Raw genomic sequence first — 18,848 nt, forward strand, 5'->3', positions numbered from 1 at the left:
TCAATCAATCGGTAACATTTCGCCCGTGCGAGTCGTGACCCGAATCACAACGCACATGGACGCCGAGAGCAGTCGGGTTGCGGCCTACCTTCAGCGGGTCGAACCGCCAGCCCTCGACGCCGCCTGGGCAGGCACCGTGTCTGGCTCTCACGCCACATCGGGATGCCCACCCTTGCCGCGCATGAACCTGACATGATCCTCAACGAGTCGACAAAGACGGAACGGCGGCCATGAACCCCCGACCGGCCGACAGCCCGATGCGGGATCTGGCCACCCTCGGTCCGGACGAGGTGGCGCAGCTCATCGGCGCCTCCGAATGGTGGGTCCGCGAGCAGGCCAGGAACCGCAAAGTCCCACACCTTCGGTTCGGCCGAGATCAGATCAAGTTCCGGCGCACAGACGTGGTCGCGCTGATGGATCTGGCCGCGATCGCCCCCGTGTCCCTCACCCGAGCCGAGCCAGAGGGGGTCGATGCCGAGAAGGCCGGCACCGCTGGACTCCGAGCTGAGGCGACCGCCGCATACCGGTTGGCGAAGGCCGCCGGCCGGCCCGAGCAGGCCGCGCGCCAGGCAGCCCGGAAGCTGCTACCCGGCTTCATGCCCGAACGAACGGCTGTCTGACGCCGGTCGACCGCTACCCGCGGGTCGCGCTGCCAATTCGGCCACCCGCGCTGCTTCGATGTGCTGGCTGGGCATCAGATGGCTGTATCTGTCGATCGTCGTCGTGACGGACTCGTGACCGAGCCTGCGCTGCAGCACCATCAGGTCGATGCCGGCGGCGATCATCCATGAAGCGTGGGTGTGGCGCAGATCGTGGATGCGCGGCGTCTTTGTCAACTTCTTGACGTTCCCGCGCCCACCCTTATTACCAGCTACTCGCCTCCCTGTGGCATTCGCGCGGCCGGTTCTGGCCGCATTGGCCTTCGGTTCAAGCGGATTCTGCGCGGCCTGAACCGCAGCGATCCAGTTCGTCTCCCAGAATGTGTTGTGCCGGATCTGGCTCCCGCGGGCGTTGACGAACAACAGCTCGTCGGGCGCCCTCCCTTCGGCGAGGGTGAGCAGGTCGCGGCCAAGCGTCTCGCCAACCGACACCGTCCGGCGGCTGCGGCTGGTCTTCGTCGAGCCGACGTAGTGCTGGTGCTCGCCGTCTCGCTTCCATGCCTTATTGACGCGAAGCGCGACCATCTCCGACGACTGCTGCACGTCCATCACCTGCAGCGCCGTGATCTCTCCCCAACGAAGTCCGGTCCCGACCATGGTGCGCAGCAGCAACTGGTACCGCGGCGTCATCGCGTCGTGCAGCAGGTCGAACTCTTCGTGGGTGAGTAGGCACATTTCGTCCCCGACTTCCTCCACGCGCGGCAACGACACCCCCCTGCAGGGATTGTCCGCTCGCAGGCCCCGCTGCACCGCCCATTCCATCGACGCGGAAAGTAGGCCGTGTAGATTCCGGATGGTCTTGGGCGACAGCAGACGAGCCTGATCGACGACGGGGGGGCGGGCGGCGCGGACCGGATGGACCGGGGTGCCTCGGGCTCGCGAGTTGGACTTGCCGACTTGCTTGGTGCGCATCCGAGCGACCCAGGCCTGGACCGCATCTGCGTCGACTCGGTCGATCGGCGTGTGGCCTAACGTGTCGTCGAAGTGGTCGCGGACCTGGTTGCGGTACTTGCGCAGCTGGCTCTCGGCCGCGCGGTGATTGGCCTCGATGTAGGCGAGCATGACCTCCCGCACCGTCTTGATGGCCAGGTTGGCGCCGGCGACGGCAGCGGAGGCCTTGCTTCCGTCGCCGCCGAAAACGTCCAGCATGCGAACGAAATGGTCGGCATCGCGGCGCTTCTCAAACGTGATTGATTGCCGTAGGACGCGGCCGTCCTGTCGCTGCCGCCAGCGCACACGCCACCGCACCTCGCCCACTGGGGTGCGGTACTCGTCGATGCCCGCCATGGGCCAAGACTAGGCGCCATGGGCCAAAATCTCGATTCCATGGGCCACACTGTCCTGTTTCCGCAGGTCAGATGAGTGTCCGAGGGGGGACTTGAACCCCCACGCCCTTGCGGGCACTAGCACCTCAAGCTAGCGCGTCTGCCATTCCGCCACCCGGACCGGGTCCGCCGTGCCATCTGAAGCACTGCGACGGTCAAGCTTACTCGATGGCCGGGTGCTTGGATGACACGATGACCCCATCGGACCCCACCGACTCCAGCCCGGCCGCGAACGCGGTGGCGGCGGCGCAGGCGGAAGTCGTTCAGCTGTGCAGCGAGCTCATCCAGTTCGAGTCGGTGAACACCGGCGACCCGGCCACGATCGGCGACGGGGAGGCCCGGGCCGCCCGCTACCTGCAGGACAAGCTGGAGGAAGTGGGGTACGAGACGACCTACCTGGAGGCGACGCCCGGCCGGGGCAACGTGATCTGCCGGCTCACCGGGGCGGATCCCGACCGGGGCGCACTGCTGCTGCACGGCCATGTGGACGTGGTGCCGGCCGACGCGGCGGAGTGGACGGTGCACCCGTTCTCCGGGGCGATCCAGGACGGCTACGTGTGGGGTCGTGGCGCGGTCGACATGAAGGGCATGGTCGCGATGACGGTCGCACTGGCCCGCCAGTACCGGGCGCACGGGTTCGTCCCGCCCCGCGACCTGGTTTTCTCGTTCATGTCCGACGAGGAGGCGGGTGGGGCCTTCGGCGCGCACTGGCTGGTCGACCATCATCCGGAGCTGTTCGCCGGCGTCACCGAGGCGATTTCCGAGGTCGGCGGATTCTCCATCTCGCTGGGGGACGACCGCCGCGCGTACCTGGTCGCCGCGGCCGAGAAGGGCGTGGCCTGGGCCACTCTCAAGGCCACCGGCACCGCCGGTCACGGCTCGATGATCAATCATGACAACGCGGTCAGCCGGGTTGCGGCGGCCGTCACCCGGTTAGGCACCCACCGGTTCCCGATCACGCACACGGTCACGGTGGACACCTTGTTGTCCCGGATCACCGAGCTGACGGGGCTGGAGTTTCCGGAGGACGACCTGGAGGGATCGGTCGACAAGATCGGTCCGGTGGCCCGCATCGTCAACGCCACACTGCGCAACACGGCGAACCCGACCATGCTGCGGGCCGGCTACAAGGCCAACGTCATCCCGTCGACGGCCGAGGCGACGGTGGACTGCCGAGTGCTCCCCGGGTCGCAGGACACCTTCCGGCAGGAGGTCACGGACATCGTCGGCGACGGCATCGAGATCGACTGGGTGTGGCAGCCACCGCTGGAGTACCCGTTCGAGGGCAACCTGGTCGACGCGATGACCGCCGCCGTGACCGCGGAAGATCCGCAGGGCACGGCGATCCCGTACATGCTCTCCGGCGGCACCGACAACAAGGCTTTCGACAAGCTCGGGGTGGCCGGGTACGGCTTCTCACCGATGCGGCTGCCGGCCGACCTGGACTTCACCGCGCTGTTCCACGGCGTGGACGAGCGGATCCCGGTCGACGCCCTCGCCTTCGGAGTGCGGGTCCTGGACCGGCTGATCCGTACCTGCTGAGCCGCGATGGCCCGCGCGGATGAAGTCGTTGACTCCCGTCACATCCGTCCCATCTGGCGTGAGTTGATCCGCGCCGGCGGAGTTGATCCGCGCGGGAGGCGGCGGTGACGGGGAGGTTGATCCGCGCGGGGGACGGCGGTGACGGTAAAGGTGACCGCGCGGGTCAGGAGCCGGGGAGGGCGAGGCGGACCAGGGCGGTGGTCAGGGCGGCCAGCCCGACGACGACCAGGAACGGGGCCCGGCGCCAGACGGCGACGCCGGCGACGGCCAGGCCGGCGGCCCGGGCGTCCAGCACCAGAGCGGAACCGGTGGAGAAGGTCTGCACGGCGACCAGGGCGGCCAGCAGCACGATCGGCAGCAGGGCCGAGATCCGATGCACCCGAGGCCGTTGCAGCACCGACTCGGGCACGGACACGCCGGCCAGCTTGAGCAGGTAGCAGCCCAGGCAGCCGACCAGCACCCCGATCCACAGCGTCATGACCGGCCGTCCGCGGGCGGGTCGATCTGCTCGACCACCTCATCCACCCCGGTGGCCGGTCCCGGCCCGGTGCGGCCGGGCAGGAAGCCGGCGACGATCCCGACCAGGGCGGCGATCAGCACCGGGAAGCCGACCGGCACGAACGGTACCGCCACCAGCGCCACCAGGGCGGCGGCCAGGGCGATCGTCCACGCCTCGCCGCCGCGCAGCCGGGGCGCGAGCAACGCCAGGAACGCGGCCGGGGCGGCCGCATCCAGGCCCAGCGCCCGCGGGTCGGCCAGCCAGGCCGCGCCGACCACCCCGACCAGCGTGCCCAGGTTCCACAGCGCGAACACCCCGAGCCCGGTCGAGTAAAAGCCCCACCGGGCCGCCCGCGGCGAGTCCCGGCCGATCGACATCGCGGTCGACTCGTCGATGATCAGCTGGGCCGCGGCGAACCGGCGCCAGCCGCGCAGGGCCAGCAGCTCGGCCAGCCGCAGCCCGTACAGCGCGTTGCGGGCGCCGAGCATGATCGCGGTGGCCGCCCCGGCCAGCGGAGCGCCGCCGCCAGCGACCACCCCGACCAGCCCGAACTGGCTGCCCCCGGTGAACATCAGCAGCGACAGGGCCATGGTCTGCCACACGTCCAGGCCGCCGACCAGCGAGATCGCGCCGAAGGAGATGCCGTAGGCGCCGGTCGCGACCGACACGCCGACGGCATCGCGCAGCACGGCCGACCGGGTCAGGCGCCAGGCGGGGTCGGTTCCGGCGCTCACCCCACCCTGCCCGTCACGGGATCAGGTCGGGCAGCAGGGCGGGGGAGCGCTTGCGGCGCAACCACACCCGGCGCGTGCCGTCCGGGAACTTGAGCACCCGGGCCAGTTCCCAGCCGGCGAACTCGGCCCGGATGGCGAGCATCGACGCGGCCGCGGATCGGGACACCCGGGGGTCGATCCGCAGCGGTTGGTACTCGTAGTCGTCGCTGGGCGCCCACCGCGGCCGCGCGGGCGCCGGGGAAGCGCCGGCCGCGCCGCCGTCGCCGGCGGACCCGTCGGCGACGGCCGCACCGGCATCGCCACCGCAGTCGCGGGATCCGAGCATCCCGCCATCATGCCGAATCGATGACCGGGAACGCGGCCTGGGCCACCGGGTCGGCCGGCGCCGGGGGCGCCAGCTCCTCGCGCAACAGTCGGGACAGCCGGGTGCGGCGGGGGAGCGAACCCACCTCGCGCACCCCACGGGCCACCGCCGGGCCGGCCGCGTGCACCACCGACAGGTGCCGCCGGGCCCGGGTCAGCGCGGTGTAGACCAGCGGCCGGGACAGCATGTTCCCGGCCTCGGGCGGCAGCACGGCGACGACCGCCTCCCACTCCGAGCCCTGGGCCCGGTGCACGGTGATCGCCCAGCCGTGCAGCAGATCGCCCAGGGCCTTGCCGCTGATCTCCGCCTCGCCGCCGGTGAACGAGACCCGGATGGTGTTGTCGCCGCAGGTCAGCACGGTGCCCACCTCACCGTTGGCGTAGCCGGTCGGTTCGGCGTCCAGGTGGTTGGCGGTGGCCACGACGCGGTCGCCCGGGTCGAACCCGCGGACGGTGCCGGTGCCCGGGTTCAGCGCCGCCTTCAGAGCCCGGTTGAGCGCCTGGGTACCGGCCGGCCCCCGGTGCACCGGGGTGACCACCTGGATCTGGTCGCGCTCGCAGTCGAACACCCGGGGGATGGAGTCGGTGACGACCTGCACCACCCGGTGGGCGGCCTCCTCGGACCCCCGCGCCGGCACGATGACCACCTCGTGGGTGGGGTCGGCCACGGCCGGCAATTCGCCGGCCCGCACCGCGATGGCCAGCCGGGCGATGGTGCCACCCTCGTCCTGCCGGTACAACTTGGTCAGCTCGGTGACCGGCAGCGCGCCGCTGTCGATCAGGTCGCCCAGCACCCGGCCGGGACCGATCGAGGGCAGCTGCGCCGGGTCGCCGACGATCACCAGGTGCGCGCCGTCGGCGATCGCCGAGATCAGCGCGGCGCCGAGTTCGACGTCGAGCATGGAGGTCTCGTCGACGACGATCATCTTGGCCTCGATCGGGTTGCCGGCGTCCCGATCGAAGACGTAGGACGTCGAGCCCTTGTCCGGCGGCCGGGCGTCCAGCAGCCGGTGCACGGTGGTCGCCGCGCTGCCGGCCAGCTCCTCCAGCCGTTTGGCGGCCCGGCCGGTCGGCGCGGCCAGCGCGATCGAGGCCTCGACCTCGGTGCACAGCTTGACGATGGCCTCGACCGTGCGGCTCTTGCCGGTGCCCGGCCCGCCGGTGAGCAGGCTCACGCCGTGCTTGGCGGCCAGCGCGACCGCCCCGGCCTGCACGTCGTCCAGGTCGGTGACGGCCCGCTTGACCGCCCGCTCCCCGGCCAGGGTCCGGGCCGTGCGGGTCAGCCGGGCCAGGCCCTCGGCGATCGTCGCCTCGGCGCCGGCCAGCGGGGCGCGGGCCAGCCACCGCTCGTCGCCGCGGCCGTCCGGGGCCGGCACCGAGACCACGTCGTCGGTCAGCAGCGCGGCGCCGATCGCCGGTTCCGGGTCGATGCCGAACGGGCGGATCCCGTCGGCGACCAGCCCGGCGGGCGAGATGGTGTGCCCGTCCCGGGCGTGCCGGGCCAGTGTCCACTGCACCAGGGCCCGGCCCCGCCGCGGATCGTCGCGGCGCACCCCGGGGTGCAGCTCCCGGGCCAACCGGTCGGCCTGGGCGACGGTCGCGTCGGGCAGCACCGCGATCAGCCGCCACGGGTCCTCGCGCAGCACGGCCGGGGCGTCCAGGCCGAGCGCGTCCGAGAGCCGGGTGGCCCAGCGGGCCGGGATCTCCACCGGGACCAGGATCTCGGCCAGGTCGTAGAGCTGGCCGGCCCCGATGAACCCGGTCAGCAGCCGGCTGGCCCGGCGGTCGGTCATCCGCGGCAAGGCGGCCAGGTTGGTGGCGGTCACGTCGGCGGGGGAGCCGATGCCGGCGGCGGCGAACTGTTTGATCAGGCCCGGCCCGACGCCCGGCCACAGGCCGGCGGCGCAGAATTCGGCGAACACGTCGGGCACGCCCGGCAGGCTACCCGCTCACCAGCACCGGTTTTCCCGCTTCGTGCCGGGCAGGGCCGGCGCGGATCAGTCGGCGGCGCTGACGTCGTCCAGCGCGCTACGGATCTCCGCCGGCAGCACGACCTGTTCGGCCCCGAGCGAACCGATCAGCTGGGCCCGGTCCCGGGCCCCGACCACCACCGAGGTGACCGCGGAGCGGCCCAGCACCCAGGCGCAGGCCACCGACAGCGGGGTGGTGCCCAGTCCTTCGGCGGCGGTGGCCACCGCCTCGACCACCCGGGCCGCCTGCTCGGTGCGGAACCGGCCGACGTAGCGGGTGAAATGCGGTGACGCCCCGCGCGAATCGGCCGGAGTGCTGTGCCGGTACTTGCCGGTCAGCACGCCCCGGCCCAGCGGCGCCCAGGCCAGCAGGCCCAACGAGTGCGCCGCGGCGGCCGGCAGGATCGACTCCTCGCAGGCCCGGTCCAGCAGCGAGTACTCGGTCTGCACGCTGATCAGCGGGGACGCCGGGCCGTCGGCCCGCAGCCAGGCGGCCAGGGTGGCCAGCTGCCAGCCCGTCATGCCCGACACCCCGACGTAGCGGCAGCGACCGGAAGAGACCGCCATCGACAGCGCCGAACAGGTCTCCTCGAACGGCACCGCAGCGTCGAAGCCGTGCACCTGCCAGAGGTCGACGTGATCGGTACCGAGCCGGCTCAGCGAGGCGTCGAGTGCGCAGAGCAACCGGCCCCGGCCGCCGCCGACGCCCACCGTGGTGGTCGACAGCACCACCGAGGAACGGGGGACCACGTCCGGCACCAGCTTGCCCAGGATCGATTCGGCCTCGCCGTCGCCGTAGACATTGGCGGTGTCGATCAACGTGCCGCCGGCCTCGACGAACGCCTCCAACTGGGCCGCGGCCGCGTCGGCGTCGGTGTCCCGGCCCCACGTCATCGTGCCCAGGGCGAGCCGGGAGACGTGCAGGCCGCTCCGCCCGAGGTAGCGCGAGTCCATGAATGTCAACCTAGCGACACCGCCCGGTGGCCGGGTCCGCGGGGCCGCTGCCGGTACCGTGGCCCTGCGGTGCCGTCGATCGGGACCGGTCAGAATGTCATCAACAACCACGCTCCGTGACCGCCGACCGGAGCATCTCACCGAGCAAGGGGCAACCGGTCATTGTGGGACGCAGAATGCGCATCGGCCTGAACCTGGGCTACGTGACAACCGCCGAGGAACTGGCGGACAACCTGGCGTTGGCCGTGGCCGCCGAGTCCTTGGGCTTCGACTGTGTGTGGGCGGCCGAGGCCTACGGCTCGGACGCGGTGACCGTGCTGTCGGCCGTCGCCGCCCGCACCCATCGGATCGGCGTGGGCTCGGCCGTTCTGCAGATCCCCGGGCGCACCCCGGCGATGACCGCGATGACGGCCGCCACCCTGGACGCACTGTCCACCGGGCGGTTCACCCTGGGCCTGGGCGTGTCCGGGCCGCAGGTCTCCGAGGGCTGGCACGGTGTCCGGTTCGCCGACCCGATTGGCCGCACCGAGGAGTACGTGCAGATCATCCGGCAGGCGATCAGCCGCCGCCGGGTCACCGCCGGCGGCGAGCACTTCACGCTGCCGCTGCCCGGCGGGCAGGGCAAGTCCCTGGTCCTGTCCCTGCAGCCGGTCCGCCCGCAGATCCCGATCTACCTGGCCGCGATCGGCCCGAAGAACCTGGACCTGACCGGACGCATCGCCGACGGCTGGCTGGGCATCTTCTTCGACCCGGACACCGCCGCCGATTCGGTCGACCGGATCGGCGCCGCGGCCACCGCCGCCGGCCGCAATCCGGCCGAGATCGACATCTGCGTCACCGTGCCCACCTCGGTCGACCCGGATCCGGTCCGGGCCGCCGACCTGGTGCGCCCCTACGCCGCGCTCTACATCGGCGGCATGGGCTCGCCGAAGACGAACTTCTACCACCGCACGGCCGCCGAGATGGGCTTTCGCGACGAGGCCGACGAGGTGCAGCGCCGCTTCCTGGGCCGCGACTACGCCGGCGCGGCGGCCGCCGTGCCGGCCGAATTCATCGACCGGACCAGCCTGCTCGGCGACGAGGAGCGGATCGCCCAGCGGCTGACCCGGCTGGCCGCGGCCGGAGTCACCTCGGTCGCCGTCAGCTGCTTCGACCCCGATCTGGACGGCAAGATCGCCACCCTGACCACGGTGGCCGCCGCCGCCCAGCGCGCGGAGGCCGCGAAGTGAACCTGCTCCAAGCCGTCATCCTCGGCATCGTCGAGGGGCTGACCGAGTTCCTGCCGGTCTCCTCGACCGGCCACCAGACCATCGTCGCCGGCCTGATGGGGCTGCAGATCGACGACCCGTCGATCACCGCCTTCATCGCGGTCATCCAGGTCGGTGCGATCGCCGCGCTGGTGCTGTACCTGCGCCGGGACATCGTGCGCCTGCTGACCGCCTGGGTCCGCGGCCTGCGGCACGCGGAGAACCGCAGCGACCCCAGTTACCGGGAGGCCTGGCTGGTCATCCTGGGTTCGCTGCCGATCGCGATCGTCGGCCTGCTGGCCAAGAACATCATCGAGGGTCCGCTGCGTTCGCTGTGGGTGGTGGCCATCGCGCTGATCGCCTGGGGCGTGGTGATGCTCGTCGCCGAGGCGATGGCCACCCAGCAGCGGCACGAGCAGGACCTCGGCCTGAAGGACGCGCTGATCATCGGCTGCACGCAGGCGCTGGCCCTGATCCCCGGGGTGTCCCGGTCCGGGGCCACCATCTCGGCCGGTCTGCTGCTCGGCCTGGACCGGGTGACCGCGGCCCGGTTCGGCTTCCTGCTGGGCATCCCGGCGATGGCCGGCGCGGCCGTGCTGGAGGTCCCGGCCGCGGTCAAGACCGGGGGCGTTGGCATCGTGCTGACCCTGGTCGGCACCGCCGTCGCATTCGTCGTCGCCTACGTCACGGTCGCCTGGATGCTGCGTTTCGTCAGCCGGCACACCATCCGGGTGTTCGTCTGGTACCGCTTCGCCCTGGCCGCGGTGCTCATCGTGATGCTCAGCACCGGCTTCCTGACGGCCACCGGGATCCGGGGATGACCCAACCCGCCAGCCGGCCGGACCAGGATTCCGCGAAGGCCGAACCGCCCGGACAGCCCGAACAGCCCGACCAGCCCGAACCGGCCCCGCCGATCGTCACCGTGGTGCTGGTCCGGCACGGCCGGTCCACCTCCAATGTGGCCGGCACGCTGGCCGGTCGCACCCCCGGGGTGGAGCTGGACGAGCAGGGCCGTGAGCAGGCCGACACCCTGGCCCGGCGGCTGCGGGAGATCCGCATCGACCGGCTGGTCAGCTCGCCGCTGCAGCGGTGCCGCCAGACCCTGGCCCCGCTGGCCGCCGCCCTGGACCTGCCGGTGGAGATCGACGAGCAGTTGCTGGAGGTCGACTACGGCGCCTGGTCCGGGCGCAAGCTCTCCGAACTGCTGCACGAGCCGCTCTGGCGGGTGGTGCAGGCCCACCCGTCGGCCGCGGTGTTCCCGCAGGGCGAGGGCCTGGCCGCGATGTCGACCCGGGCGGCCGACGCGATCCGCCGCATCCGGCAGTCGGCGACCCGTGACGTGACCGTGCTGGTGTGCTCGCACGGCGACGTGATCAAGGCGATCCTGGCCGACGCGCTGGGGCTGCACCTGGATGCGTTCCAGCGGATCGTCGTCGCGCCGGCCTCGGTGTCGGTGATCCGGTACACCCCGCTGCGCCCGTTCGTCGAGCGGATCAACGACACCGGCGACCCGATCCTGGCCAAACCCCCGCCCCCGACCGTGCCCACCGACGAAACCGCCAAGGCCCCCGGTACCGGACCCGCCGACGCCCCGGCCGAGCCCGGATCGGACACCTCGTCCGATGCCGTGCCCGGCGGCGTCACCGGCTGATCCGCCGGACGACTAAGCTCAGGACCGTCATGTCGCGCCAGATCCACGTCTTCCGCTCGCCCGAGCGGTTCCTCGCCGGGACCATCGGGCAACCCGGCGAACGCGAATTCTTCCTGCAGGTCGTCGACGGCCGCCGGGTGCTGTCCGTCAGCTGCGAGAAGCAGCAGGTCGCGGTGCTCGCCGACCGGCTCGGTTCGCTGATCACCGAGGTCGCCCGCCGCTTCGGCGCGCAGGCCGAACCCGAGCTCACCGCCACCACCGACCTGACCCTGTCCACTCCGGTGGACGCCGAGTTCCGGGTCGGCACCATGGGCCTGGCCTGGGACGGCGAGGGCGCGCAGGTGATCGTCGAGCTGCTCGCGCTGACCGAGGAAGAGGTCGGCGAGGACATCGTGCTCGAGGACCGCGAGGACGGCCCGGACGCGTTGCGGGTGTTCCTCTCGCTCGCCGCGGCCCGCGACTTCGCCAAGCACGCCGAACTGGTGGTCGCGGCGGGTCGCCCGCCGTGCCCGCTGTGCAGCAACCCGCTGGACCCCGAAGGGCACATCTGCCCGCGGCTGAACGGCTACCACCGCGGCGCCGTTGGCTGACCGGGACCCCGCGCCGACCGGGGACGACGCCGACACTGTCGGGCACGTCCTGCGGCACGGGGAGATCACCGTCACCGGGCGCCTCACCGACGCGTCCAACGTGACCCTGCTCGGCCAATCCACGGTCGACGGGGTGGCCGTCGAGTGCATCTACAAGCCGGTCCGCGGCGAGCGCCCGCTCTGGGACTTCCCCGACGGCACCCTGGCCGAGCGGGAACTGGCCGCCTACCTGGTCTCCGCGGCGGCCGGCTGGGACTGCGTCCCGCTGACGATCATCCGGGACGGTCCGCTGGGCCCGGGCATGGTCCAGCGCTGGATCGGAGACTGCGACCCGGATCTGATGGTCGATCTGGTGCCGGTGCGCCAGGTGCCGGCCGGTTGGCTGCCGGTGATGCGGGCGATCGACGCCGGCGGTGAGGACGTCGCCGTCGTGCACGCCGACAACCCGCAGCTGGCCGTGCTGGCCGGGTTCGACCTGGTCGTCAACAACGCCGACCGCAAGGGCTCGCACGTGCTGCCGACCCCGGACGGCCGGGTGCTGGGGGTCGACCACGGGCTGTGCTTCCACCAGGACGAGAAGCTGCGCACGATCCTGTGGGGTTGGGCCGGCACCCGGCTGCCGGCGGCCGTGCTGGAGGGCCTGGCCCGGCTCGAGGACGAGCTGGAGGCCACCCTGGGCGACCAGCTGGACGAGCTGATCACGACCACCGAGATGGCGGCGCTGCGGCGGCGCATCGACCGGTTGCGGGCCACCAAGAAGTACCCCAAGCCGCCCGGGCACCGCACCCCGATCCCGTGGCCGCCGCTGTGAACACCCCGGTGAGCGCGCGATGAGTGTGGTGACCAACCTGGGCCGGACCGCGGCCCGCGCGGTCGGCGGGCTGGCCCTGGACGCCTCGCACGGGGTGCTGACCGCGGCCGCCGGGGTGCGGGCGGCGGCCACCGGCCACACCATCGGGCCGGCCACCTTGCGGGTGCACGTGGTCATCCTGTCCGACGAGGCCGGCCGCCCGCTGTGCGCGCCCGAGGCGGTGCGGCCGGCGCTGCGGCGGGCCGACGAGGTGCTGCGGCGGGAGGCCGGGATCCGGGTCCGGGTGGCCCGCCTGCAGGTGATCGACGAGCCGGCCCCGCCGCGGGCGCTGGACCCCCGGGCCAACCAGCTGCTGCTGCTCGACGACGTGCTGGGCCGCACCGAGTTCTACCGGCGGCACGAGGCCCCGGTCGACGTGGCCACCCTGGCCGTGGGCACCCCGGTGACGGTGGTGGTGGTCCGACGGATCGCCGGCCGCACGACCGGCTGCTCGCTGGGCATCAGCGCCGACTGGGTGATCGTGCAGGCCGGCCTGTTCGACGCCGCCGATCCGGGCAGCTACGACGAGACGGTGCTGGTGCACGAGCTCGGCCACGCGCTCAACCTGCCGCACCGCCGGGACCGGCGGAACCTGATGTTCCCGGAGTCCTCGCCCCCGGACGGGCTGCGCGGCACCGCCCTGCACCCGTGGCAGGAAGCGATCCTGCACGCCAACCGGCACGTCGTGCCCGGGGTCGCCCAACCCCGCTGAGCCCGCCCCGCGGCCCCACTAAGGTGGAGCGGTGCAATCCTGGCCCTCCCCGCCCGTGCCCGGAATCCCCGGCACGGGCCGACCGCTTCGGCTCTACGACTCGGCCACGGGGGAGGTGCGGCCCACCGATCCGGGTCCGGTGGCCACCATGTACGTCTGCGGGATCACCCCGTACGACGCCACCCATCTCGGGCACGCGGCCACCTACCTGGCCTTCGACCTGGTGCACCGGATGTGGCTGGACGCCGGTCACCAGGTGCACTACGTGCAGAACATCACCGACATCGACGACCCGCTGCTGGAGCGGGCGCAGCGCGACGGGGTGTCCTGGCGCAAGCTCGCGGACCGGGAGATCGGCCTGTTCCGGGACGACATGACGGCGCTGCGGGTGATCCCACCGGCCGACTACATCGGCGCGGTCGAGGCGATGGACGAGGTCACCGCGGCGGTGCAGGAGTTGATCGACGCCGGCGCCGCCTACCGGGTACCCGACGAGCAGTACCCCGACGTGTACTTCGACGTCACCGCCTCCGGGCAGTTCGGCTACGAGTCGCGCTACGACGAGGCGACGATGCTGCGGCTGTCCGCCGAACGCGGCGGCGACCCCGACCGGCCCGGCAAGCGGCAGCGGCTGGATCCGCTGCTGTGGCGGGTCGAACGGCCGCAGGAGCCGTCCTGGTCCTCGCCGATGGGTCCCGGCCGGCCGGGCTGGCACATCGAGTGTGCGGTCATCGCCGGCAACCGGATCGGGCCGGTCATCGACCTGCAGGGCGGCGGCAGCGACCTGATCTTCCCGCATCACGAGTGTTCGGCCGCGCACGCCGAGGTGCTCTCCGGCAAGCGGCCGTTCGCCCGGCACTACACGCACGCCGGCATGATCGGGCTGGACGGCGAGAAGATGTCCAAGTCGCGGGGCAACCTGGTCTTCGTGTCCCGGCTGCTGCATCAGGGCGTGGATCCGATGGCCATGCGGCTGGGCCTGCTGGCCGGGCACTACCGGCAGGACCGGGCCTGGTCGGACGAGGTGCTCACGGCCGCGGAGGCCCGGCTGGCTCGCTGGCGGGCGGCGGCGGCCCGGACCGGGGTCGACGCGGATTCGGTGGTACAGGCCATCCGGGACGGCCTGGCCGACGATCTGGACACCCCGACGGTGATCGAGGCGCTGGACGCGTGGGCGGCCGACGAGACCCTGGACGGGTCGGCCGTGGCCGCGGCGGTGGATGCGCTGCTCGGGGTGCGGCTGGTCTGAGCCGGGCCCGCCGGCCCGGGCCGGGGGACGGGCTCAGATCTCCAGCAGGGCGTGCTGGCCGGCCAGGCTGACCGCGCCCAGCAGCTCGGCCCGCAGCCCCAGGGCGCCGACCTTGACCTCCAGGGAGGCCGCGGTGGCCGGCTGGGCGAACCGGTTGATGGACTCGCGCACGCCGTCGGCCAGCGGCTCGCCGGCGGTGCCCAGCTCGCCGCCGAGCACGATCAGCGACGGGTTCAGGCAGTTGCACAGGTCGGCCAGGACCCGGCCGAGGGTGCGGCCGGCCTCGGAGATGAAACGTCCGGTGACCGGGTGCTTGGCCGCGTCGGCCAGCGGGAAGGTCTCGTCCCGACCACGGGGAATGCCCAGTTCGGTCATCAGGCGGCGGACCAGGGTGCTGGACACCACCGTCTCCAGACAGCCCCGGTTGCCGCAGCGGCACCAGGTGCCCTGCTCGCCGAGCCGGGTGTGCCCGATCTCGCCGGCCGCGCCGGTCGCGCCGTGGTAAGCCGACCCGCCGAGCACCAGGCCGGCGCCGATGCCCTCGGAGGCCTTGACGTAGATGAAGTCCCGCGCGCCCTTGGCCGCGCCGTACCGCAGTTCGCCGACCGCGCCCAGGTCCGCGTCGTTACCGATCAGGACGGGCCGGCCCAGCCGGTTGGACAGCTCCTCGGCCGGGTCCAGGCCGACCCAGCCGGTGAGCACCGACGCGGAGTGGATGCGATTGGTGCGCATGTCCAGCGGTGCCGGCACCCCGGCCGCGATCGAGCGGATGTCGGACATGCTGGTGCCGGTCTGGCCCAGCAGCCGGTGCACCATGCCCACCGACACGTCCAGCGCCGCCGCGGCCTCGCTGTCCACATTCACCGCGGCGTGCTCCTCGCCGCGAATGCTGCCGTCACTGCCGGCGACGGCGACCGTCACCCGTTCGTGGTCGAAGTCGATGCCGACCACCGACCCCGTCCCGCCGGATGCGACCAGCAGAGCCGAGGGGCGACCCCGTCCGGCCCCCCGGCCGCCGGCGGCCAGCACGTCCTCGGCGATCAGGCGTTCGTTGAGCAGGTCCTGGACGGTCTCCGCAACCGCGCTCCGGGACAGGCCGGTGATCAGGCTTAAGTCGGCTCGGGTGACGCCGTTCTCGCGTCGGATCACCTCCAGCAGCTGCTGACGAGAGCGATGCCGCCGGGCTGAGGAGGGTTCTGGGAGGTTCATTAGGACTGAGCCTAGCATTTATTCCGGTAAGACGACAGAAGTCTGCTAGCTTTATGGGCATCTTCCGGAAATGGTCTTCAGGCCGTAGCTGGCTTGAACCGCCGACATCGTTGTCTAATCCGGCCGGGTATCACTGTGACTGCGCTCACCCGCGCATCGGGGAGGACCAAGAGTGGCTTTTATCGGACGACTGCCGGTACCGACGACCGAGGCTTGGGACTGGCAGGCGGAAGCGGCCTGCCGGGGCATGGCGAGCTCGTTCTTCTTCCATCCCTGGGGCGAGCGCGGCCCGTCCCGGGACGAACGGGTCCGACGCGCCAAGGAGGTGTGCGCCGACTGCCCGGTGATCGACGCCTGCCGCCAGCACGCCTTGGAGGTCCAGGAGCAGTACGGGGTGTGGGGCGGGCTGTCCGAGGAGGAACGCCTGGTCCTGCTGAACCGGGGACGCCGGAGCCTGCGCCGCAAGCTGATCTCGCAGTCGACCGAGCTGGCCGCCCTGGTCGCCGCGCAACCGGCGCCGGTCACCGCGGGCTCCGGCAACCCCGGCTGAGCACCCGGCCAAGGCGCGGGACCGCGCCCGGGACCAGTGAGCGGTTGAGCGGAATCTGAGCGGAATCCGGTCTGGGAACTGAGCAGCGCCCAGACCTACCGTCCTTCCTGTCAACGACCGGAACACCAAAGACAGACCGGTCTTTCGTCACAGGAGGAACCATGACCCGCACCCTCGCCGCCCGCATCGCCGGTGCCGTCCTGGCCACCGGCGCCGCCGGGGCCATCGCCCTGGCCGGCGCCGGCCCGGCCGCCGCGCAGTCGGTCGCGTCCACGGCGCTGGCCCCCGGCCAGGGGGTCTGCTCCACCGCCCAGTACGCCTCCTACCAGGTGCGGGCGGACGGGTGGGCGACCGGTCAGGGGGCCAAGTTCAAGCTGCTGCGCAACGGTGTGGTGATCACCAGCACGCCGAGCCGGGCGACCGGCTGGGCGGCCGAGTACCGCAGCGCCTACGGCACCTTCCCGGGGGCCGGCTTCTACAGCGTCTGCGCCCAGAACACCGGCACCACCAACACCGTCGTCACCCTGCAGCTGCGCACGGACGCCGAGTTCTAGGCCGCCCCGCCCGGGCGCCGGCGCGGCGCGGGTCATGCCGACCCGCGCTCTTGCCGAGCCGCGCGCCCTGGGCCAAGCTCGGGACGGGGCACCGCCACGCCGGCGGTGCGGTCGTCAGGAGCACCGCCGATGGGTCAGACGATGGCGGACCGGGTCGAGTCCGCGCGCCGGCGCCGGTTCGTCGGGCGCGAGGGGGAGCTCACCCGGCTGGAGGGCCTGCTCCGCTCGCCCGATCCGGGAATCGTCTTCGTCTCCGGCCCCTCGGGCGTGGGCAAGTCGACGCTGCTGCGCCGGTTCGCCGAGCGGGCCACGGAGTCCGGCGCCCGGGTCACCCTGCTCGACGCCCGTGATGTCCCCCCGACCGCCGAGGCCGTCGCCCTCCGGCTGGGCGGGGCGGCCGCCGGGACGAGCGCGGGCCGGCCGGTCATCATCGTGGACACCTACGAGCTGCTGGCCGAGGTCGACCCCGTGCTGCGCGAGCAGATCGCCCCGACCCTGCCGGCCGACGCGCTGCTGGTGATCGGCGGCCAGCACCCGCCGGCCGCCGGCTGGCGCACCGACCCGGGCTGGAGCGAGCTGCTGGTGAGCCTGCGGCTGCCGAACCTGAGCGAGGCCGACTCGGCCGCGTACCTGGCCGCTCGCGACGTCCCGGCCGCGGCGCACCCGGCCGCGATCGAGTTCACCCACGGGCATCCGCTGGCCCTGGCCCTGGTCGCCGAGGTGCTGCGGGAGCGGGGCAGCTTCGTGCCGGACCGCTCGGCCGACGTGATCGGGGTGCTGGTCGGCTCCCTGGTCCGGCACACCCCGTCGCCCACCCACCGCCGCGCGCTGGAGGCCGCCGCGCAGGTCCGCTTCGTCACCGAGCCGCTACTGGCCGCGCTGATCGAGGTCCCCGACGCGGCCGAGCACTTCGACTGGCTGCGGGCCCAGCCGTTCGTCGAGTCCGGGCCTTCCGGCCTGTACCTGCACGACCTGGCCCGCACCGTGCTGTCCACCGACCTGCGCTGGCGGCACCCGGAGCTGTCGGTGCGGATGCACGCCCGGGCCCGGGAGTACTACCTGGCCCGGCTGGACAGCCCGGACCCGATGACGCAGGCCGGCGTGCTGCTGGACCTGATGTACCTGCACACTGACCTGCGCCGGTTCCTGCAGCCGCCGGACCAGGCGGCCGGGCTGCGCCTGGACCGGGCCCGACCCGACGACGGTGCCGCTGTCGTCGAGCTGGTCGGCCGGCACGAGGGCGCGGTCTCGGCCGAGCTGGCCCGGGCCTGGTGGACCCACCCGGCCGCGGCCTGGTCGGTCGTGCGGGACGGCGGGGCCGACCCGCCGACGGTGGTCGGCGCGGTCTGCCTGCTCGCGGTGGACCGGGTGCCGGACCCAGCGGGCGACGACACCGCGCCGGCCGACCCGGCCGTGGACGCGGCCCGGCGGCAGCTGCGCACGATGCCGCCGGTCCGGCCGGGGGAGCGGGTCACCCTGGTCCGGTTCTGGCTGACCCGCGACGACGACCAGTCCGTGTCCCCGGGGCAGGCGCTGATCACCGCACACCTGGCCCGGCACTACCTGAGCACCCCCGGGCTGGCCGTGTCGATGATCCCGTTCCGGCAGCCCGAGCAGTGGGCCGACGCCTGCGCCTACACCGACCAGGTCCGGCTGCCGGCGGCCGACTTCGTCGTCGACGCCACGGCCAGCATCGTCTACGGGCACGACTGGCGGCTGCAGCCACCACCGGTCTGGATCGCCGCCCTGTCGGCCCGGGAGGTCGGCTCGCCGCCGGCCGAGCTTCCCGCCACCGGGGTGCCGTTGCTGGTGCTGGACGAGGCGGAGTTCGCGACCGCCGTCAAACGGGCGTTGCGCGAGCTGACCCGGCCCGACCGGCTGCGGGACAACCCGTTGCTGCGCTGCCGGGTGATCGGCGCGGCCACCGGCGAACACGCCAGCGCCGCCGATCGGGTGGCCGCGCTGCAGGCGATGCTGCGGGACACGGTCCGCGCGTTGGGCGCCGGCCCGCCGGCCGACCAGCGGCTGGCCCGGGTGCTGCACCGGGCCTACGTCTCGCCGGCACCGACCCTGGAACGGGCGGCCGAAGTGCTCGATCTACCGTCCAGCACCTTCCGCCGGCTGCTGGGCACCGCCCAGGGCCGGGTGGTCGACGCGCTGTGGGCCCGCGAGCTGGGCACCTGATCCGGG

19 protein-coding genes and 1 tRNA gene are annotated in these 18,848 nt (G+C 72.8%); 12 read left to right on the forward strand and 8 right to left on the reverse strand.

Annotated features, from left to right (window positions below; genetic code table 11):
- The first annotated feature begins 257 nt into the window (after window positions 1-257).
- Window positions 258-620: a helix-turn-helix domain-containing protein gene (locus NAMU_RS13655; RefSeq protein ID WP_138180204.1), complete on the forward strand. Its 363-nt coding sequence runs from the start codon at window positions 258-260 to the stop codon at window positions 618-620.
- Here the strand turns inward: NAMU_RS13655 and NAMU_RS27455 are convergent.
- Window positions 585-1,946 carry a tyrosine-type recombinase/integrase gene (locus tag NAMU_RS27455; protein ID WP_015747992.1) on the reverse strand — a complete coding sequence of 454 codons (1,362 nt, stop codon included), beginning with the start codon at window positions 1,944-1,946 and terminating at the stop codon, window positions 585-587. The genes NAMU_RS13655 and NAMU_RS27455 overlap by 36 nt on opposite strands.
- 76 nt (window positions 1,947-2,022) lie before the next feature.
- Window positions 2,023-2,105: transfer RNA gene (locus tag NAMU_RS13665), tRNA-Leu, on the reverse strand.
- A 71-nt stretch (window positions 2,106-2,176) separates the two neighbouring features.
- Here NAMU_RS13665 and NAMU_RS13670 point away from each other — a divergent pair.
- On the forward strand, window positions 2,177-3,526 hold the full coding sequence (locus NAMU_RS13670; protein ID WP_015747993.1) for a M20/M25/M40 family metallo-hydrolase: 1,350 nt from the start codon (window positions 2,177-2,179) through the stop codon (window positions 3,524-3,526).
- A 163-nt stretch (window positions 3,527-3,689) separates the two neighbouring features.
- On the opposite strand, the gene NAMU_RS13675 is transcribed toward NAMU_RS13670, so the two are convergent.
- The 5 genes from NAMU_RS13675 to NAMU_RS13695 form a co-directional block, all read right to left on the reverse strand.
- Complete coding sequence (locus tag NAMU_RS13675) at window positions 3,690-4,004, reverse strand: AzlD domain-containing protein (protein ID WP_015747994.1); 315 nt, start codon at window positions 4,002-4,004, stop codon at window positions 3,690-3,692.
- A complete protein-coding gene (locus tag NAMU_RS13680; protein WP_015747995.1) occupies window positions 4,001-4,759 on the reverse strand; it encodes an AzlC family ABC transporter permease in 759 nt (252 codons plus the stop codon). The genes NAMU_RS13675 and NAMU_RS13680 overlap by 4 nt, the downstream gene beginning before the upstream one ends.
- A 13-nt stretch (window positions 4,760-4,772) precedes the next feature.
- On the reverse strand, window positions 4,773-5,084 hold the full coding sequence (locus NAMU_RS29345) for a DUF5703 family protein (RefSeq protein WP_015747996.1): 312 nt from the start codon (window positions 5,082-5,084) through the stop codon (window positions 4,773-4,775).
- Window positions 5,085-5,091: 7 nt separating this feature from the next.
- Window positions 5,092-7,053: an AAA family ATPase gene (locus NAMU_RS13690; RefSeq protein WP_015747997.1), complete on the reverse strand. Its 1,962-nt coding sequence runs from the start codon at window positions 7,051-7,053 to the stop codon at window positions 5,092-5,094.
- Window positions 7,054-7,119: 66 nt separating this feature from the next.
- On the reverse strand, window positions 7,120-8,046 hold the full coding sequence (locus tag NAMU_RS13695) for an aldo/keto reductase (protein ID WP_015747998.1): 927 nt from the start codon (window positions 8,044-8,046) through the stop codon (window positions 7,120-7,122).
- Window positions 8,047-8,222: 176 nt separating this feature from the next.
- Here NAMU_RS13695 and NAMU_RS13700 point away from each other — a divergent pair, with 176 nt between their 5' ends.
- The 7 genes from NAMU_RS13700 to mshC all read left to right on the forward strand — a co-directional run bounded on the left by NAMU_RS13700 (window position 8,223) and on the right by mshC (window position 14,345).
- Complete coding sequence (locus NAMU_RS13700) at window positions 8,223-9,275, forward strand: LLM class F420-dependent oxidoreductase (RefSeq protein WP_015747999.1); 1,053 nt, start codon at window positions 8,223-8,225, stop codon at window positions 9,273-9,275.
- Window positions 9,272-10,114 carry an undecaprenyl-diphosphate phosphatase gene (locus NAMU_RS13705; RefSeq protein WP_015748000.1) on the forward strand — a complete coding sequence of 281 codons (843 nt, stop codon included), beginning with the start codon at window positions 9,272-9,274 and terminating at the stop codon, window positions 10,112-10,114. Before NAMU_RS13700 ends, NAMU_RS13705 begins: the two co-directional genes overlap by 4 nt.
- A 101-nt stretch (window positions 10,115-10,215) precedes the next feature.
- Window positions 10,216-10,944 (forward strand): MSMEG_4193 family putative phosphomutase, encoded by a 729-nt coding sequence (locus tag NAMU_RS13710; protein WP_015748001.1) that lies wholly within the window; start codon window positions 10,216-10,218, stop codon window positions 10,942-10,944.
- Window positions 10,945-10,973: 29 nt separating this feature from the next.
- Window positions 10,974-11,534, forward strand: coding sequence for a DUF3090 domain-containing protein (locus tag NAMU_RS13715; protein ID WP_015748002.1), 561 nt, complete (start codon window positions 10,974-10,976; stop codon window positions 11,532-11,534).
- Window positions 11,527-12,345 carry an SCO1664 family protein gene (locus NAMU_RS13720; protein WP_015748003.1) on the forward strand — a complete coding sequence of 273 codons (819 nt, stop codon included), beginning with the start codon at window positions 11,527-11,529 and terminating at the stop codon, window positions 12,343-12,345. The genes NAMU_RS13715 and NAMU_RS13720 overlap by 8 nt, the downstream gene beginning before the upstream one ends.
- 19 nt (window positions 12,346-12,364) lie before the next feature.
- A complete protein-coding gene (locus tag NAMU_RS31435) occupies window positions 12,365-13,096 on the forward strand; it encodes a M10 family metallopeptidase domain-containing protein (RefSeq protein ID WP_015748004.1) in 732 nt (243 codons plus the stop codon).
- Between the two features lie 31 nt (window positions 13,097-13,127).
- The gene (gene mshC / locus NAMU_RS13730) at window positions 13,128-14,345 is read left to right on the forward strand and encodes a cysteine--1-D-myo-inosityl 2-amino-2-deoxy-alpha-D-glucopyranoside ligase (RefSeq protein ID WP_015748005.1); all 1,218 of its coding nucleotides are present in this window, start codon (window positions 13,128-13,130) and stop codon (window positions 14,343-14,345) included.
- Between the two features lie 33 nt (window positions 14,346-14,378).
- Here mshC and NAMU_RS13735 read toward each other — a convergent pair whose 3' ends face one another.
- Window positions 14,379-15,494 (reverse strand): ROK family protein, encoded by a 1,116-nt coding sequence (locus tag NAMU_RS13735; RefSeq protein ID WP_052307943.1) that lies wholly within the window; start codon window positions 15,492-15,494, stop codon window positions 14,379-14,381.
- A 232-nt stretch (window positions 15,495-15,726) separates the two neighbouring features.
- Between NAMU_RS13735 and NAMU_RS13740 the strand changes: the two genes are divergently transcribed.
- From NAMU_RS13740 to NAMU_RS30490, 3 genes are all read left to right on the forward strand, one after another.
- The gene (locus tag NAMU_RS13740; RefSeq protein WP_015748007.1) at window positions 15,727-16,104 is read left to right on the forward strand and encodes a WhiB family transcriptional regulator; all 378 of its coding nucleotides are present in this window, start codon (window positions 15,727-15,729) and stop codon (window positions 16,102-16,104) included.
- A 161-nt stretch (window positions 16,105-16,265) separates the two neighbouring features.
- Window positions 16,266-16,658, forward strand: coding sequence for a hypothetical protein (locus NAMU_RS13745; RefSeq protein ID WP_015748008.1), 393 nt, complete (start codon window positions 16,266-16,268; stop codon window positions 16,656-16,658).
- 129 nt (window positions 16,659-16,787) lie between these two features.
- The gene (locus tag NAMU_RS30490) at window positions 16,788-18,842 is read left to right on the forward strand and encodes an ATP-binding protein (RefSeq protein ID WP_015748009.1); all 2,055 of its coding nucleotides are present in this window, start codon (window positions 16,788-16,790) and stop codon (window positions 18,840-18,842) included.
- The last annotated feature ends 6 nt before the right edge of the window (window positions 18,843-18,848 follow it).

Origin of the sequence: Nakamurella multipartita DSM 44233 (assembly GCF_000024365.1) — a bacterium.
In the GTDB taxonomy this organism is placed as follows: Bacteria; Actinomycetota; Actinomycetes; order Mycobacteriales; family Nakamurellaceae; genus Nakamurella; species Nakamurella multipartita.

Excerpts from the sequence above, each read along its gene's own strand:
- NAMU_RS13655 (WP_138180204.1), top strand. The coding sequence starts at position 258 with ATGCGGGATCTGGCCACCCTCGGTCCGGACGAGGTGGCGCAGCTCATC.
- NAMU_RS27455 (WP_015747992.1), bottom strand. The coding sequence starts at position 1,946 with ATGGCGGGCATCGACGAGTACCGCACCCCAGTGGGCGAGGTGCGGTGG.
- NAMU_RS13670 (WP_015747993.1), top strand. The coding sequence starts at position 2,177 with ATGACCCCATCGGACCCCACCGACTCCAGCCCGGCCGCGAACGCGGTG.
- NAMU_RS13675 (WP_015747994.1), bottom strand. The coding sequence starts at position 4,004 with ATGACGCTGTGGATCGGGGTGCTGGTCGGCTGCCTGGGCTGCTACCTG.
- NAMU_RS29345 (WP_015747996.1), bottom strand. The coding sequence starts at position 5,084 with ATGCTCGGATCCCGCGACTGCGGTGGCGATGCCGGTGCGGCCGTCGCC.
- NAMU_RS13695 (WP_015747998.1), bottom strand. The coding sequence starts at position 8,046 with ATGGACTCGCGCTACCTCGGGCGGAGCGGCCTGCACGTCTCCCGGCTC.
- NAMU_RS13700 (WP_015747999.1), top strand. The coding sequence starts at position 8,223 with ATGCGCATCGGCCTGAACCTGGGCTACGTGACAACCGCCGAGGAACTG.
- NAMU_RS13715 (WP_015748002.1), top strand. The coding sequence starts at position 10,974 with ATGTCGCGCCAGATCCACGTCTTCCGCTCGCCCGAGCGGTTCCTCGCC.
- NAMU_RS31435 (WP_015748004.1), top strand. The coding sequence starts at position 12,365 with ATGAGTGTGGTGACCAACCTGGGCCGGACCGCGGCCCGCGCGGTCGGC.
- NAMU_RS13745 (WP_015748008.1), top strand. The coding sequence starts at position 16,266 with ATGACCCGCACCCTCGCCGCCCGCATCGCCGGTGCCGTCCTGGCCACC.
- NAMU_RS30490 (WP_015748009.1), top strand. The coding sequence starts at position 16,788 with ATGGGTCAGACGATGGCGGACCGGGTCGAGTCCGCGCGCCGGCGCCGG.